We start from the raw sequence: 15214 nt of genomic DNA, 5'->3' as shown, positions 1-15214 counted from the left end.
CGCAGATCAAGGTGTACGACCTGCACGCCGAAGGCGCAATTCCAACAATTGGGCCTTACTTGCGATTAAAAATTGTGCAACCTGTGTATGGCGCACTATTTTTGGGCGCATCGCATTGTCGCCCCCGAACCGCGCGGCTAATTTTTGATCACGACTAAAACGAAGGCCACCCACACTGTGAGTAACGATTTCCTTAATATCCTGAACGGTCAGGCCGCATCAACGCCTGTCGTTCTTGCGCCGCTCGCTGGTATCACGGACCTGCCATTTCGGCAGTTAGTCGCGTCCTTTGGTGCGTCTTGGGTCGTCAGTGAAATGGTCGCGTCGCAGGAAATGGTGCAAGCCAAGCCCGGCGTGCGCGAACGGGCCGAATTGGGCTTTGATCAAGACGGCACTGCCGTTCAGCTTGCCGGGCGCGACGCACAATGGATGGCTGAGGCGGCCAAGATGGTCGCAGACAACGGTGCTGCAATCATCGATATCAACATGGGGTGCCCCGCGAAGAAAGTCACGACAGGCTATTCCGGCTCAGCCTTGCTGAAAGACCCAGATCACGCGCTAACGCTGATCGAGGCCGTCGTGAACGCAGTAGACGTGCCGGTCACGTTGAAAACGCGACTGGGATGGGATCATGACTATCTGAACGCAGCATCTGTCGCGAAACGCGCGGAAGACGCAGGGATCAAGCTAGTGACGATCCACGGTCGGACCCGCTGCCAATTCTACAAAGGGGCAGCGGATTGGGCTGCGATTAAAGACATTAAAGACGCCGTTTCGATCCCAGTTATCGCGAACGGCGATATTGTTGATGCGGAAACTGGGGCGCAGGCGATGAAGCTATCGACCGCCGACGGCATTATGATCGGACGCGGTGCACAGGGGCGTCCGTGGAAATTGGCGCAGGTTTCAGCAGAACTTGCAGGTGGAAGCGGCCCGATCGCACCGACTGGTTTCGATCTAATTGATCTCGTTGCAAAGCATTACGAGGCGATGTTGACGTTCTACGGGGCAGAGCTGGGGCGCAAAGTGTCCCGCAAGCATTTGGGTTGGTACATGGATGATGCCGCGACCCCGACGGGATTGCGCAAGGCGGTGCTGACCGAAAAAGATCCAACTGCGGTACTGCGGCTTTTGCCCGACGCGTTGGATAGAGAAGGACAGGAAGCGGCATGATTACCGACACTTCGCTTTGGGCTTCCTTGCCCGTACCGGCAATCCTGTTGGACGGTGATGACGTCATCACCGCCAGCAATGGCGCTGCTGAGACGTTTCTGAACCTATCAGCAAAAGCGCTGAATGGCGCGAATCTTTGGGACAAGGTCATGATCAATGCGCCGTTAGAGCAGGCCTTTGCCCGCGCGCGCCGCAACCGCACCTCGCTGTTTGTGAATGACGTTGATGTAGGGTCCGGAATGCGGGCACCAATGCATTGCAACGTGCAGATCGCACCGCTGCAAGGCACAGAAGACGCAATGATCATGATGATCAGTCCACGCGAAATCGCGAGCCGTCTGGTCCAGAACGAAAACTCGTCCAAGGCCGCGAAGTCAGCCATTGGCATGGCCGAAATGTTGGCCCACGAAATCAAGAACCCGCTCGCGGGTATCACGGGGGCTGCCCAGCTTTTGTCGATGGGGTTATCGTCCGAAGATCAGGAAATGACCGATTTGATCGTCGAAGAAAGCCGTCGGATCGTGAAACTGCTGGAACAAGTCGAACAGTTCGGCAACCTTCAGCCGCCAAAATTTGCATCGGTGAATATTCACGATGTGTTAGATCGGGCGCGGCAATCCGCGTCAGTTGGCGTCGCCGCGCACATGATGTTTGTCGAGGACTACGACCCTTCTTTGCCGTCAACCTATGCTGACGGTGATCAGCTGCTCCAAGTTCTCTTGAATCTGATCAAGAATGCCGCACAAGCCGGTGGTCCAGGTGGCAAGATCACTTTGCACACCTTCTATGATCCTTCGCTGCGCGTGTCGCGACTGGATGGAACATCTGCGCGGCTGCCATTGCAGATTGAGATTATTGACGACGGACCCGGCCTGCCTGCCGACATCGCAAACGACATCTTCGAACCCTTTGTATCGGGGCGTGAAAACGGAACCGGACTGGGTCTGGCGTTGGTTTCGAAGCTCGTCGGTGAACAGGGCGGCTGGATTTCAGTGGACAGCGTACCCGGACGAACCGTGTTCCGCGTGTCGCTGCCAGTATCAAAACATAACATAAACGAGAACGAGGGAGACAGCTGATGGACGGAACCGTACTTGTCGCTGATGATGACCGGACCATCCGGACAGTCCTGACCCAGGCATTGACCCGCGCGGGCTGTAAAGTGCACGCGACTTCGTCACTTGTGACGCTGATGCGCTGGGTTGAAGAAGGCAAAGGCGATCTGGTGATTTCTGATGTTGTCATGCCGGATGGAAATGGTCTGGAACAACTTCCGTTGATTGCAGCCGCACGGCCCGGATTGCCGGTCATCGTTATTTCGGCCCAGAACACGATCATGACGGCGATCCAAGCCGCCGAAGCCGAAGCCTACGATTATCTGCCGAAACCTTTCGATCTGCCGGACCTGATGAAACGGGCCGCGCGTGCGCTTGAAATCAAACGGCGTGTCCCACAACAACGCGTTGAAGCGCCCGCAGATGAAGCGTCTGATCTACCGTTGGTCGGACGGACACCCGCGATGCAGGGGCTTTACCGCCTTGTTGCTCGCGTGATGAACACGGCGATGCCCGTCTTGATCACAGGCGAGAGCGGGACAGGGAAGTCACTGATCGCGAAAGCCATCCATGATTTTTCGGATCGTCGGAATCTGCCTTTTGTCACGGTTTCAGCCGAAGACCTCGAAGGCATGGACGGACCAAGTGCTGTGCTTGCGCGCGCACGGGCAGGGTCGATCCTTTTCGATGAGGTCAGTGATCTGGACAATGTCGCACAGGCAAAGATCGTCAGAATGCTGGACAGCCTCGGCGATACCGCGCCACGGATCATGGCAACATCGCGGTCCGACCTGTCCGGTTTGATGGAAAGCGGTTCCTTCCGCGAAGATTTGTTTTACCGGTTAGGCGGTGTGACCATCGCAGTGCCACCGATGCGTGAACGTGTGGACGATATTCCACTGCTCGCCGAACATTTCTTAAACCGCGCGGAACGCGAAGGGGCACCTTTGCGCCGCCTGAGCGACGGGGCGTCGACATTGATCCGTGCCTACAGCTGGCCGGGCAACGTCCGTCAGCTCGAAAATGCCGTGAAACGTTTGGTGTTCACTGCCAGCGAAGAAGAAATTTCGCGAACCGAAGTCGAAATGGTCCTCGGGAATCAACCTGCCATGGAGCCGCACATTTCCGCAAACAACACGGACAAACTGTCCGGATCGGTAGCCAAACATCTCCGCCGCTACTTCGATTTGCACGGTGGAGAGTTGCCAGCACCCGGCCTTTACAACCGAATCTTACGCGAAGTCGAAGGTCCGTTGATTGAGATCGCGCTTGACGCCACGGCAGGAAACCAAGCGAAATGCGCAGATTTATTGGGAATTAACCGAAATACCCTGCGCAAGAAGATCACAGACCTCGATATTCGCGTGACACGCCGCCGCAAGTTGATGTAAAACCGCAACATAACCGTGGCCCCAAAAGCGCAGTGCTTTTGGAAAGGACCACATAAAAACGGCGGTAATGCGGGGGAAACCCCGTAGGAAGACAGGGCAATGCGCGTGCAGCGTACCCTTTTGGGCATTGATTTCTCGCGACTCAGTCGCTGGTCTCGTCGACGGCGGGTCCAAAACGCGTTCACGCTTGGGCTGGTTTTGCTTGGCCCGATTTTGGCTGCGTTGACGTTTTATGTGTTGGGGCCGCTAGAACAGGGCGGATCATCACCGACATTGCGCTTGGTGCTGCTTGCCGACCTTGTCTACATTCTTGTTGTCGCTGTTTTGGTGCTGCGGCGGGTAGCACAGATGATCGCGGCACGACGGGCAAAATCAGCCGGTTCGCGTCTGCATTTGCGGCTGACAGGTGTGTTTGGACTGCTTGCGCTGATCCCGACGGTTCTGGTCGCGATTTTTGCGATGCTTTCAATTAACCTTGGCCTTGAAAGCTGGTTCTCGGACCGTGTGCGAAATGTTGTCAGCACGTCGCTTTCAACTGCGCAGGCTTACGAAAATGAACACCGTAGTGAATTGACGCGTGATGGCATCGGGCTGGCACGGTACCTTAACGCTGAACGCGCAGCGACGTTCTTTATGAGCAAAGCCGAAACCATCCAAGCCTTGCGGGCCGTACAATCGCAAATCGACCGCAGTCTGACCGAGGCATTTGTGATCGACAGCGGCGGCGAAATTGTTGCCCGCGACGAAAATTCTTACGCTTTCGATTTTGAGGCTCCGGAAGCGGAACAATACCAAGAAGCCTTAGACACAGGCATTGTCATCATCGAGGACGCGGCAAACAACGAATTCCGTGCGCTGATCCCATTGGCGGCCTTTGTTGATCGGTTCCTCTACATCACCCGCGAAGTCGACGGATCGGTTCTGTCCTTGCTGGATGAAACCAAAGAAACCTATGCGCTTTACGATCAGCTAGAAAACGAACGTGGTCGGTGGCTGTTTCAATTTGGCCTCTTGTACCTTGGCTTTGCGGTCATTCTGATCCTTGCGGCCATTTGGTTGGGTCTTTGGTTTGCCGAACGTTTGTCACGTCCTGTCGGGCGGCTTGTCACGGCGTCACAACGCGTCGGCGCCGGTGATCTTGATGTGCGCGTGATCGAAGATGATGGTGACGACGAGATTGCGCAGTTGGGGCATTACTTTAACCAGATGACGACGCAGCTGAAGGGCCAGCGTGACGAATTGCTGGAAACCAATGATGCGACTGAACGGCGGCGTCGTTTGTTCGATTCCGTACTTAGTTCTGTTACATCCGGCGTTGTCGGGCTCGGTCCCGATGGTGACGTTACATTCGTGAACAAATCAGCCGAGCGTCTGCTAAATGTTGGCCCTGACCAAAGACACGGCGCGCTCGCCGTCACTGTTCCGGAATTCGATCCGCTGTTCAGTCAATTGGTGTCTGGCGAACGCGCGGTGGTGCAGGAACAAGTCAATTTGATCCGCGACGGCAAACAGGAAAGCCTGCTTGTGCGCATGGCACCGCGCCGGAATGAAGAGGGGGATCTGGAAGGCTACGTTGTGGCCTTTGACGATGTGACAGATCTCGTCAGCGCACAGCGTTTGGCGGCATGGGGCGATGTGGCGCGCCGTATTGCGCATGAAATCAAGAACCCACTGACCCCGATCCAACTGTCTGCCGAACGGATCAAACGTAAATTCCGGAATCAGGTCGGTGAAGATCAAGACAAACTCGACCAGATGACCGACGTGATTGTGCGGCAAACCAATGACTTACGGCGCATTGTTGATGAGTTTTCGAAATTCGCACGGATGCCGGAACCTGAACTGCGTGAAAACGATCTTGTATCACTGGTCCGCGATGCGGTGACCTTGCAGGAAGCAGGACAGCCCGACGTTAAGATTATCTCTGACCTACCGGACGAGATTGTAAAGGCGGACATTGATAGCACAATGATCAGCCAAGCGCTGACCAACTTAATCAAGAACGCGGGTGAAGCGATTGAAAGCGCTCAAGAAAAAGGAAACGTTACGATCCTGCATCCTGAAATCCGCGTAATGATGATGGTGGCCGAAGACATGTGCCAGATCACCATCCAAGATAACGGCATCGGGCTGCCCGAAGATCGGGCGCGGCTGTTCGAGCCATACGTGACGACACGCGACAAGGGTACGGGTCTTGGCCTGCCTATCGTGAAGAAAATTATCGAAGAACATGGCGGTACGCTCACGTTGACGGACGCCACAATATTTGACGGCCACACCCACGCGGGTGCCTGCGCCATCATCACACTGCCTGTGACACCAATTGGTGTGCGGGCCAATAAAATGACAGCATGAGGGACAAAATGGGCGATATTCTGATCACTGATGATGAACGCGATATTCGGGAACTGATCTCGGAAATCCTGATCGACGAAGGCTTTACAACGCGGCTTGCGGGCACGTCGGACGAATGCATGGCGCAGATCGAAGCGGAAACACCTGCGCTGATGATCCTCGATATCTGGCTCAAAGACAGCAACATGGACGGGATTGATATCCTCAAGACCGTCAAGCGCGACCATCCGGGCGTGCCTGTTGTGATCATCTCTGGTCACGGGAATATCGAAATTGCGGTCGCTGCGATCAAACAGGGCGCATACGATTTCATCGAGAAACCGTTCAACATCGATCAGCTGCTTGTCGTCATCCGGCGTGCAATGGAAACATCCCGGCTGCGCCGTGAAAACGTGGCGCTCAAGCGCGGCGATTCCGGTGCGACCGATATGCTGGGTGACAGTGCGGCGTTCCGGACGTTGAAAGCCAACCTGGATAAAGTCACCAAATCCAATGGCCGCGTGATGCTGACCGGTCCGGCTGGCGCAGGCAAGGAAATCGCAGCCCGCTATATCCACACAAATTCGAACCGTGCGGATGCACCGTTTGTGACTGTTAGTTCGGCCTCTGTTGAACCAGAGCGCATGGAAGAAGTGTTGTTTGGACGCGAGACGCCAACAAATGGTGTCGAAAAAGGTCTGCTTGAACAAGCCAATGGCGGCGTCATCTACTTCGACGAAATCGCCGATATGCCACTGGGGACACAATCTAAAATCCTGCGGGTCTTAGTTGATCAAACGTTCCAGCGCGTCGGTGGGACTGAAAAGATCCAGGTTGATCTGCGGGTTATTTCTAGCACGAACAAAGACCTACCGACTGAAATTGATGCGGGTGTGTTCCGTGAAGAGCTTTACCACCGTCTCAACGTCGTGCCGATTGCAGTGCCGAGCCTTGAAGAACGCCGCGAAGATATTCCGCTGCTGGCCGAATATTTCATCGACATGCTGAACAAGGCGCAGGGCCTGCCGTTGCGCGCGCTGGCCGATGACGCCCGTGCATTGCTGCAAACGATGCAATGGCCGGGCAACGTGCGTCAGTTGAAAAACGTTGTCGAACGCGTGTTGATCCTTGGCGAAGGCAGCAGCGACATTAGCGCCAAAGAACTGCCATCCGCAGAAGAAGGCCCCGTTGACGAAGGTCGGATCGTGTTGTCAGGTGGTTTGGCGACATTGCCATTGCGCGAAGCCCGCGAATTGTTTGAACGTGAATACTTACTGACCCAGATCAACCGTTTTGGCGGCAACATCAGCCGCACGGCATCGTTTGTGGGCATGGAACGCTCTGCGTTGCACCGCAAGCTGAAGTCACTCGGTGTGGCAACAACATCCAAAGCAGGCGCACGCGTCGCTTACGTGGAAGGTGAAGAAGCGTGAAGGTCATTATCTGCGGCGCGGGACAGGTCGGCTGGCAAATTGCCCGCCATTTGTCCGGGGAAAACAACGATGTAACCGTCGTTGATAATAACCCCGAACTGGTGCGCCGCGCCACAGATACGCTTGATGTGCAAGGGGTTGCGGGCTTTGCCAGTTACCCCGACGTGCTCGACCGCGCAGGCGCGCGCGATGCGGATATGATCATCGCCGCGACCTATTCGGACGAGGTGAACATGGTCACCTGTCAGGTCGCGCATTCGGTGTTTAAAGTGCAGCGTAAGATCGCGCGGCTACGGGCACAGAATTACCTCGAATCCATCTATTCCGATCTCTATCGCCGCGACCATCTGCCCATCGACGTGGTCATTTCGCCGGAAAAGGAAGTGGCAGAGGCTGCATTGCAACGGCTGGCGTCACCAGCAGCCTTCGACACGGAAAGCTTCTTGGAAGGCCGCGCTCAGCTGATCGGCATCACAATCGATGAAGACTGTCCGGTAATTAATACGCCTTTACGGCAACTTACGGACCTCTTTTCAACCTTGCGCGCCATTGTCGTTGGCATCAGACGTGACGGGGTTTTGTTCGTGCCAGCCCCCGGCGATCAAATCTTTCCAGAAGATGATTGCTACATTTTCACAGATACCAAAGACCTCACACGGACGCTCGAGATCTTCGGGAAAACACATGCCAAGCAAGAACGCATTGTCGTCGTCGGCGGCGGCAACGTTGGGCTAGGCGTCGCCAAAGTTCTGGAAGAACGGACCGAACGTGTTCGGGTCAAAGTGATCGAAAAGGATCGCAGGATTGCCGAAAACGCAGCCGATGCGCTGGATCGGACAATCGTGCTGCACGGCGACGGGCTCGATTCCAGCCTTCTGGAAGAAGCGAACATCACAAATGCTGACGCAATTCTTGCCGTCACGGATGATGATAAAACCAACCTTTTGACGTCCGTACGCGCCAAGGAAATGGGCTGCAAAATGGCGATTTGTCTGATCAATGACCCGACGCTGATTCCATTGATGGGCCCGCTAGACGTTGATGCTTACATTAACCCACGTGCGACGACCGTATCGTCAATCTTGCGCCACGTGCGTCATGGACGCGTGCGCGGCGTCTATTCGATTGGTGACGCGGAAGCCGAAGTCATCGAAGCCCAAGTGCTTAGCACGTCGTCGATCGCCGGTAAAAAGATCAAGGACGTTGCATTCCCGGAAGGTGTCTTGGTCGGCGCCGTTCTAAAGGGCGACAAGTTTGTGAAACCAACCGGTGAAACGCGCATCGAAGAAGCCGACGTGATCTCCATTTTCGCGATGTCGGCGGACGTTCCAGAGGTCGAACGCCTGCTGCAAGTGACGATCGACTTCTTCTAATGATGAAAAGCCTGTCCCGCGTTCCATTTTTCGTCATCCTGATGGGGATCGGGTCGCTGGCCATGATCGTTCCGGCGGGCTTTGGCCTGTCGTTGGGGGATTACGTCGCCATGCGGGTCTTCTTTTACGGCTTCATTCTGTTCGGCACCCTGACGCTTGTCATGGGGCTGGCAACCGCGGGCTATGAACCAAAGAACGTGGCGCGCAGCCAGCTTTTGTCGCTGCTTGCGGCATTCACGGTCCTTCCGTTTATGTTGGCTATTCCGTTCTACGAGGCTGTTGGAAACACAACGATCCTCAATGCGTGGTTCGAAATGGTGTCGAGCCTGACAACCACTGGGGCGACACTTTACGATAACGCGGGTCGACTGACGCCAGCGCTGCACCTTTGGCGGTCGTTGGTCGGCTGGCTTGGCGGGCTTCTGGTTTGGATCGCGGCGATTTCGATCTTTGCACCGATGAACCTTGGCGGTTTCGAAGTGCGTGCGACGTCGGTCGCGGGCAGGGGAACCGCTTATGGTGCCGCACAAGAAGCCCGTGCCGTTGATGCCGGCGAACGTTTGACACGCTATGCGTTGCAACTCACGCCGCTTTACGTGCTGCTAACCGTGGCACTTTGGGGCGGTCTGACGCTGCTTGGGGAATATTCCTACGTAGCCCTTTGCCATGCAATGGCGGTACTATCCACGTCAGGAATCACGCCAATTGGCGGTTTCTATTATGCCGCTTCAGGGTTCTGGGGCGAAGTGCTGGTGTTTTGTTTCTTCGTGATCGCAATTAGCCGCCTTGTCTTTAGCAAGGGACTTGCTGGTGAAAACGATGAAGGCTGGTTCCATGATCCCGAATTTCGCATCGGTATCACCCTAATTGTTCTGGCATCGGCGTTCCTGTTTCTACGCCATTTTGTTGCGGCCATCGATGAAACCACCCAGACCGAACTTGGCGATAGCTTTCAGGCGATCTGGGGCGCGTTGTTTACCGTTGCATCGTTTCTGACGACCACTGGCTTTGAATCAGCGGATTGGGTCGAAACAACCAACTGGACGGGTTTGCCTACACCGGGACTTCTGCTGGCAGGTTTGGCCCTGATCGGCGGCGGCGTGGCAACAACGGCTGGCGGCATCAAACTGCTGCGTGTGTATGCGTTGTATCGTCACAGTGGCCGCGAACTCGAACGTTTGGTCCATCCATCTTCCGTAGGCGGTGGCGGCCGCGAAGCCCGCCGTATCAGACGGAAGGGCGCATATATTTCGTGGATCTTCTTCATGCTGTTCTGCGTCAGCATCGCAGCGGTGATGGTCTTGTTGTCCTTGACCGGCGTGCAGTTCGAAACCGCTATGGTTCTTGCCGTTTCGGCGCTTTCCACGACAGGCCCCTTAGCGATTGTGGCCGCAGAGACACCAATTGCGTATTCCGGCATCCCAGACCTCGCCAAAGTCATTCTTGCCATGGCAATGGTATTGGGTCGGCTGGAAACGTTAGCGATTATTGCATTGTTTAATCCAGAAATCTGGCGGAACTAATCAAAGACGGCCCTCAATTTCGGGGGTTTAACAATTTCGTAGCGCAGGACATACTGCCATTAACGAAGATGAGGACGGCCACGCGTGGCCATAATAACAATAAAGGGTTCACCTATGGCCTCAGATAAAGCCAACCTGCAAGACGCTTTCCTGAACAACGTGCGTAAGGCGAAAGTACCTGTCACCATATTTCTGGTGAACGGGGTCAAGCTTCAGGGCGTGATTACTTGGTTCGATAGCTTCTGCGTACTTCTGCGCCGTGATGGTCAGTCACAACTGGTCTACAAAAGCGCGATCTCAACGATTATGCCAGCGCAGCCAATTTCACTTTATGAAGGCGAAGAGTAACTTTGCTTGAACACGACCGGCCCATTACGCGGGCTTGGGTGCTGCACCCAGACGTAAAGTCAAACCAGTCACGCCGATTGGCTGAACCCGCTTTGGAAGAAGCGGTGTCTTTGGCCGCAGCTTTGCCTGACCTTCAAGTGGTCGGATCAGAAGTTGTGCGCCTGCCAAAAATGCATGCGGGTATGCTGTTTGGCAAAGGCAAGATCGAAGAACTGAAGCAGCGGATCAAAGCGGCGGAAGTCGAGCTCGTTCTTGTCGATGGCCCAGTTAGCCCCGTGCAGCAACGCAACCTTGAAAAGGCGTGGGACGTAAAACTCTTGGACCGCACAGGTCTGATCCTCGAAATCTTTAGCGATCGTGCGCGCACCGCTGAAGGTGTATTGCAGGTCGAAATGGCCGCGTTGTCGTATCAACGGACACGACTTGTCCGTGCATGGACTCACCTTGAACGCCAACGTGGTGGGCTTGGGTTCGTCGGTGGTCCGGGGGAAACCCAGATCGAAGCCGACCGTCGCGCCATTGATATGCAGTTGAAGGCCTTGCGGCAAAACCTTGAAAAGGTTGTGAAAACCCGCACGTTGCACAGGGCAGGGCGCGCGAAGGTGCCATTCCCGATTGTAGCGCTTGTCGGCTACACCAACGCAGGCAAATCGACGCTGTTCAACAAACTGACCGGTGCGGAAGTCTTTGCCAAAGACATGTTGTTTGCGACGCTCGACCCCACGATGCGCAAAATTACTTTGCCGTCCGGTGACGATGTCATCATGTCGGATACCGTGGGTTTTATCAGTGACTTGCCGACCGAACTTGTCGCCGCATTCCGCGCCACCTTGGAAGAAGTGTTGGACGCCGACCTGATTGTCCACGTTCGTGATATTTCGCATGCGCAAAGCGAAGAACAATCCCACGATGTCATGCAGATTCTTGAATCACTTGGCGTCGCCGAAGGGTCACCGCTGATCGAAGTGTGGAACAAGATTGATCGCGTCGACGACGAAGCCCGCGAAGCGATGATCAAAACGGCAGACCGCACCGATGATCTCTATGCGGTGTCCGCGATTACTGGTGAAGGGATGGCGGGGCTGCTGGATGACCTTGCAAGCAAACTGAAAGACCCGCGCAGTGAAGCCGTGCTTGAACTCAGCTTTGCACAGGGACGCGAAAGGGCTTGGTTGTTCGATCAGGGGATTGTCACCGATGATATCCAGACAGACGATGGGTACAAACTGACGGTCTTCTGGACATCGCTGCAAAAAGAACGGTTTTCTCGTCTTTGATCATGATGCCTGCCGCATGGTGGACGGCACGTCTTTCCAATGCACAATACGTCCGTGACCCGCATCTTTTGCGCTATAAAGTGCCGTATCCGCACGACTAAGCAACAGATCGATGGGATGATGCGGACCCGCTTGGACCACGCCGACTGACATCGTTAACCGCACGCTGCGGCCTCCCATCGCATGCGTTTGTTGGGCCTTTTGCGATATCTCATCAGACATCGTATCGCACAGCGCCTTGACATCGGTCTTTGACTGGACTGGAATGAAAGTCGCGAACTCTGTGCCGCTCAGCCTGCTGATCACATCTTGATCTGTTGTATTCTCACGCAAGACTTCGGCGATTTGATGCAAACATCGATCACCGAATGCATGGCCATAGGCATCGTTGATACGTTTGAAATTATCCGCGTCAAACAACGCGATAGCACCTTGCGGATGTAGCAATCGCATCGTTTTGGTCCGGTTGATGAACGCAAGACGGTTTGGCAATCCAGTCAGCGGGTCGCGCAATTCCGCTCCTTCGAGGCGGCGTTGCAGATGGCTTAGATAGGTCACGACGCTCATTTGGAAGACCAGCACAGGTGCTGCTGCCAGAATGATAACCCAAAATTCAGACGCCCAGCTCAACGCGCCAACACTTGAAAACAGGTCGACACTGGACAGATAAGATACCGCAGTCACAAGTACGAAGAACAGGATCACCTTCAGCACAAGATCCCGCCAGGATTTTATCACAAAACCCGCCACGAGCCGCGGCATCAATTTGTCAAACCAAATCATCCTTTCCAGATAACTTGGCGTTCTTAACAACTTGATAAGACTACTGCCCCGTTGGTGTCAGAGACGTCACACCGACCGCCGCCGCCCGTGCAAGTGCCGGATCAAGTGACATTGGCACGTATTCACCACGCCGCCACAGTTCACCCATGTTGTCGTAATAGCGCGACAGCGGGTGCCCTGATTGTCCTGTGGCGCTGACAAAGACCGAACTATCGGGATCGGCAAAGTCATAGACACCGCGATATCCAGCCGCATGCATGTTCTGGAACGGGTTCGGCCCAGAGCCTGACGTTTTGCCCCGTTGCAGCGTGTTATCACCTCCAGAGGTGGACTGCCGGATATTCACGAACCAGCTGAGCAACGGCACATTTCCCAAAACCGGATGATCGTGTGTGGCTTGGTGGGCATCCCCCCAACGTAGCGCGGCAACCGTTGTTCCGTGGTTTTCATCAATCCAGATCAGGGCGTCATCAAGGGCTAAGCGTGAAATATCCGTACAGGTCTCAACAGGTGCAGATTGCACCACGTCACACCACACGGATGCGCCGTCGATGTCGCGGAAAACGCGTTCGATAAAGACAGGGTCTGCATGTGTGAACTCAGATGCAAGAGGCCCCAATTCATCGCGCGTGAGACGCTTGTGCAATTCCCGCAACCAAGCGGCGTAAATCAATGGTTCGGGCAGGTGTTCGTTCATTTCCCCGTTCCATGCGGCCAACAGCTCCAGCGCCTGCTGCCTACGACGTTCAGGGGTGCCATCAGGGGCTGCTTCACCTGTGAACCACAGATCAGCGCCCATTAAAGGAAGCAGTGATCGCGCGGTATAGCTGACGGTATCCAACTGCGCCTCGATGAAGCTTTCACGGGTATGCACTTCGCGCGCTTGCATCAGACGCTGCCACCGTTTGATCCGTTGTGTGTCACCCCAAACGTAGGACACATGGTTCGGAAACCGGGCATCCGAAGTTTTGTTGTTTGTATTGCCCAAAATATCGCCTGACGGATCGGTGAATTCAGGATTATCGGCATAGGGCAGTCGGCCATACCAGCGGTTTGCATCGATATAACCGAAGCTTGGCAGGCGGCCTTCGCTTTGATGGTTGGGTGTACGGGCAGGGATCGCGCCAATGGTCTTTAGCCCAATCCGTGTGCGATCTGCGACCGTTAGGTTCTGCGACGGCGCGATGTATTCTTCTGCAGCTTCAAAAGCGTCCGCTATGTTCTTAGCCTGCATCATTCTGATCGCGGCGGACATCGTGGTGTCATCGCGGGACAATGCCGTCCACGCCAATGACACAACATGCCCCGGCGGCGTGATCGTTGACAGGTCGAATTGATCAGCCGGAATAACCGGCCCGTTCTCTGTCGCCCGCAAGCGCACAGTGACAGCCGATCCTTCACGGACGTTGATGATGCTGTCGCGTGTCGTGAATGGTGCCCAGCCACCCGGCGTGCGGTATTCGCTGCGATCATCGGGGTTAACCTCTTCGATGAACAAATCCTGATCATCGAGGTAGCTGGACGTGATCCCCCAACCAATTTGATCACTCCGGCCAGTCATCACAGCAGGAACCCCCGGGATCGTGCCGCCGATCACACCGCCCGACGCGAGCTCAAGCCGCGCCAGATACCAGACAGTCGGTGCGGTTAGTCCTAGATGCGGGTCATTGGCAAGCAAAGTACCGCCCGTCGCCGATCGTGTTGGTCCGGCAGCCCAAGCGTTCGACGCCCCAGCCAATGGGGCCGGTTTGACGGGGGACAATGGATCAAACGGCGCACGCGTGTTCGCGGCATAGCGCGGGACATTTGGAACAAGGGAGGCATACTCTGGCAACATCGCAATGCCCATCCCGGGATCATCGGGCAAGATGTCGACGACCCGATCAGGCGGCAACATCAACGATGTACGGGCCCGCAAAACTTCGTTCTCAAGATGTGACGACAGCTGCAAAGCCATCAATTTGATCACCGCAATGCTGTCTGCTGGCTGCCACGGCGCAATCGCGTGGTTGAACATCCACATCTCGGGGGCACCGCGACCACGTGCGCCTTCGCTCACCTTACCTAGCCAAGCGTTCACGCCATCAGCATAGGCATCAAGCGCGACTCGGGTCTGGTCGTCCTGATCTTCAACGGAATCAATCGCAGTCCGGTAAAGATCGAGGTGACGCAGTAACTTATCAATCGGCAGCGTCCGTTCCCCGAACAATTCGGATAACCGACCCTGTGCCGTGCGGCGCAGCATCGTCATCTGCCACATACGATCTTGGGCATGGGCATAGCCGAGCGCGAAATACACATCCGCGTCGTTTTCGCCAAAGATATGCGGCACATTCGCGTTATCGCGCACGATTTCAATCGGCGCGATGATGCCGGAGACGGCTTCGTCAGCTGTGTATTCCGGCAATGACCGAGACGCGAAGTAATAGGCGAGGACAAAAACGACCACGCACAACGCAATCAGCCCAGTAATGAACCGCATCAGCCACCGAAAAACGAGCGCCATGTGTAACCCTTAACGTTA

General features: G+C 55.4%; 11 protein-coding genes. 9 read left to right on the top strand and 2 right to left on the bottom strand.

The features are described from left to right. The first annotated feature begins 177 nt into the window (after nt 1–177). The 9 genes from dusB (at nt 178) to hflX (ending at nt 11907) form a co-directional block, all read left to right on the top strand. The gene (gene dusB / locus AC0L7R_RS09465) at nt 178–1173 is read left to right on the top strand and encodes a tRNA dihydrouridine synthase DusB (protein WP_473656610.1); all 996 of its coding nucleotides are present in this window, start codon (nt 178–180) and stop codon (nt 1171–1173) included. Next, nucleotides 1170–2252: a two-component system sensor histidine kinase NtrB gene (locus tag AC0L7R_RS09460; RefSeq protein ID WP_348106998.1), complete on the top strand. Its 1083-nt coding sequence runs from the start codon at nt 1170–1172 to the stop codon at nt 2250–2252. Before dusB ends, AC0L7R_RS09460 begins: the two co-directional genes overlap by 4 nt. Continuing rightward, nucleotides 2252–3619, top strand: a complete 1368-nt coding sequence (locus AC0L7R_RS09455) for a response regulator (RefSeq protein ID WP_473656608.1) — start codon at nt 2252–2254, stop codon at nt 3617–3619. Before AC0L7R_RS09460 ends, AC0L7R_RS09455 begins: the two co-directional genes overlap by 1 nt. A 105-nt stretch (nt 3620–3724) precedes the next feature. Then, nucleotides 3725–5974 carry an ATP-binding protein gene (locus AC0L7R_RS09450; RefSeq protein WP_473656607.1) on the top strand — a complete coding sequence of 750 codons (2250 nt, stop codon included), beginning with the start codon at nt 3725–3727 and terminating at the stop codon, nt 5972–5974. 8 nt (nt 5975–5982) lie between these two features. Next, complete coding sequence (gene ntrX, locus AC0L7R_RS09445) at nt 5983–7386, top strand: nitrogen assimilation response regulator NtrX (protein ID WP_247127224.1); 1404 nt, start codon at nt 5983–5985, stop codon at nt 7384–7386. Next, on the top strand, nt 7383–8759 hold the full coding sequence (gene trkA / locus AC0L7R_RS09440; RefSeq protein ID WP_473656605.1) for a Trk system potassium transporter TrkA: 1377 nt from the start codon (nt 7383–7385) through the stop codon (nt 8757–8759). The genes ntrX and trkA overlap by 4 nt, the downstream gene beginning before the upstream one ends. A 2-nt stretch (nt 8760–8761) precedes the next feature. Continuing rightward, a complete protein-coding gene (locus tag AC0L7R_RS09435; protein WP_473660388.1) occupies nt 8762–10282 on the top strand; it encodes a potassium transporter TrkG in 1521 nt (506 codons plus the stop codon). Between the two features lie 114 nt (nt 10283–10396). After that, the gene (hfq, locus tag AC0L7R_RS09430) at nt 10397–10630 is read left to right on the top strand and encodes an RNA chaperone Hfq (protein WP_183527674.1); all 234 of its coding nucleotides are present in this window, start codon (nt 10397–10399) and stop codon (nt 10628–10630) included. Between the two features lie 2 nt (nt 10631–10632). Continuing rightward, nucleotides 10633–11907 carry a GTPase HflX gene (hflX, locus tag AC0L7R_RS09425; RefSeq protein WP_473656604.1) on the top strand — a complete coding sequence of 425 codons (1275 nt, stop codon included), beginning with the start codon at nt 10633–10635 and terminating at the stop codon, nt 11905–11907. Here hflX and AC0L7R_RS09420 read toward each other — a convergent pair whose 3' ends face one another. Both AC0L7R_RS09420 and AC0L7R_RS09415 read right to left on the bottom strand, forming a co-directional pair. Beyond that, nucleotides 11908–12690 carry a diguanylate cyclase domain-containing protein gene (locus tag AC0L7R_RS09420; protein WP_473656603.1) on the bottom strand — a complete coding sequence of 261 codons (783 nt, stop codon included), beginning with the start codon at nt 12688–12690 and terminating at the stop codon, nt 11908–11910. A 40-nt stretch (nt 12691–12730) separates the two neighbouring features. Beyond that, nucleotides 12731–15196 carry a penicillin acylase family protein gene (locus tag AC0L7R_RS09415; RefSeq protein WP_473656602.1) on the bottom strand — a complete coding sequence of 822 codons (2466 nt, stop codon included), beginning with the start codon at nt 15194–15196 and terminating at the stop codon, nt 12731–12733. Nucleotides 15197–15214: the final 18 nt, after the last annotated feature.

The organism is Yoonia sp. D2-7 (assembly GCF_055809435.1).
This window is presented reverse-complemented; position numbering and strand designations above follow the sequence as displayed.

Bases quoted from the DNA above. Each gene is read 5' to 3' on its own strand.
- AC0L7R_RS09460 (WP_348106998.1), top strand. From the start codon at position 1,170: ATGATTACCGACACTTCGCTTTGGGCTTCCTTGCCCGTACCGGCAATC.
- AC0L7R_RS09455 (WP_473656608.1), top strand. From the start codon at position 2,252: ATGGACGGAACCGTACTTGTCGCTGATGATGACCGGACCATCCGGACA.
- ntrX (WP_247127224.1), top strand. From the start codon at position 5,983: ATGGGCGATATTCTGATCACTGATGATGAACGCGATATTCGGGAACTG.
- AC0L7R_RS09435 (WP_473660388.1), top strand. From the start codon at position 8,762: ATGAAAAGCCTGTCCCGCGTTCCATTTTTCGTCATCCTGATGGGGATC.
- hfq (WP_183527674.1), top strand. From the start codon at position 10,397: ATGGCCTCAGATAAAGCCAACCTGCAAGACGCTTTCCTGAACAACGTG.
- AC0L7R_RS09420 (WP_473656603.1), bottom strand. From the start codon at position 12,690: ATGATTTGGTTTGACAAATTGATGCCGCGGCTCGTGGCGGGTTTTGTG.
- AC0L7R_RS09415 (WP_473656602.1), bottom strand. From the start codon at position 15,196: ATGGCGCTCGTTTTTCGGTGGCTGATGCGGTTCATTACTGGGCTGATT.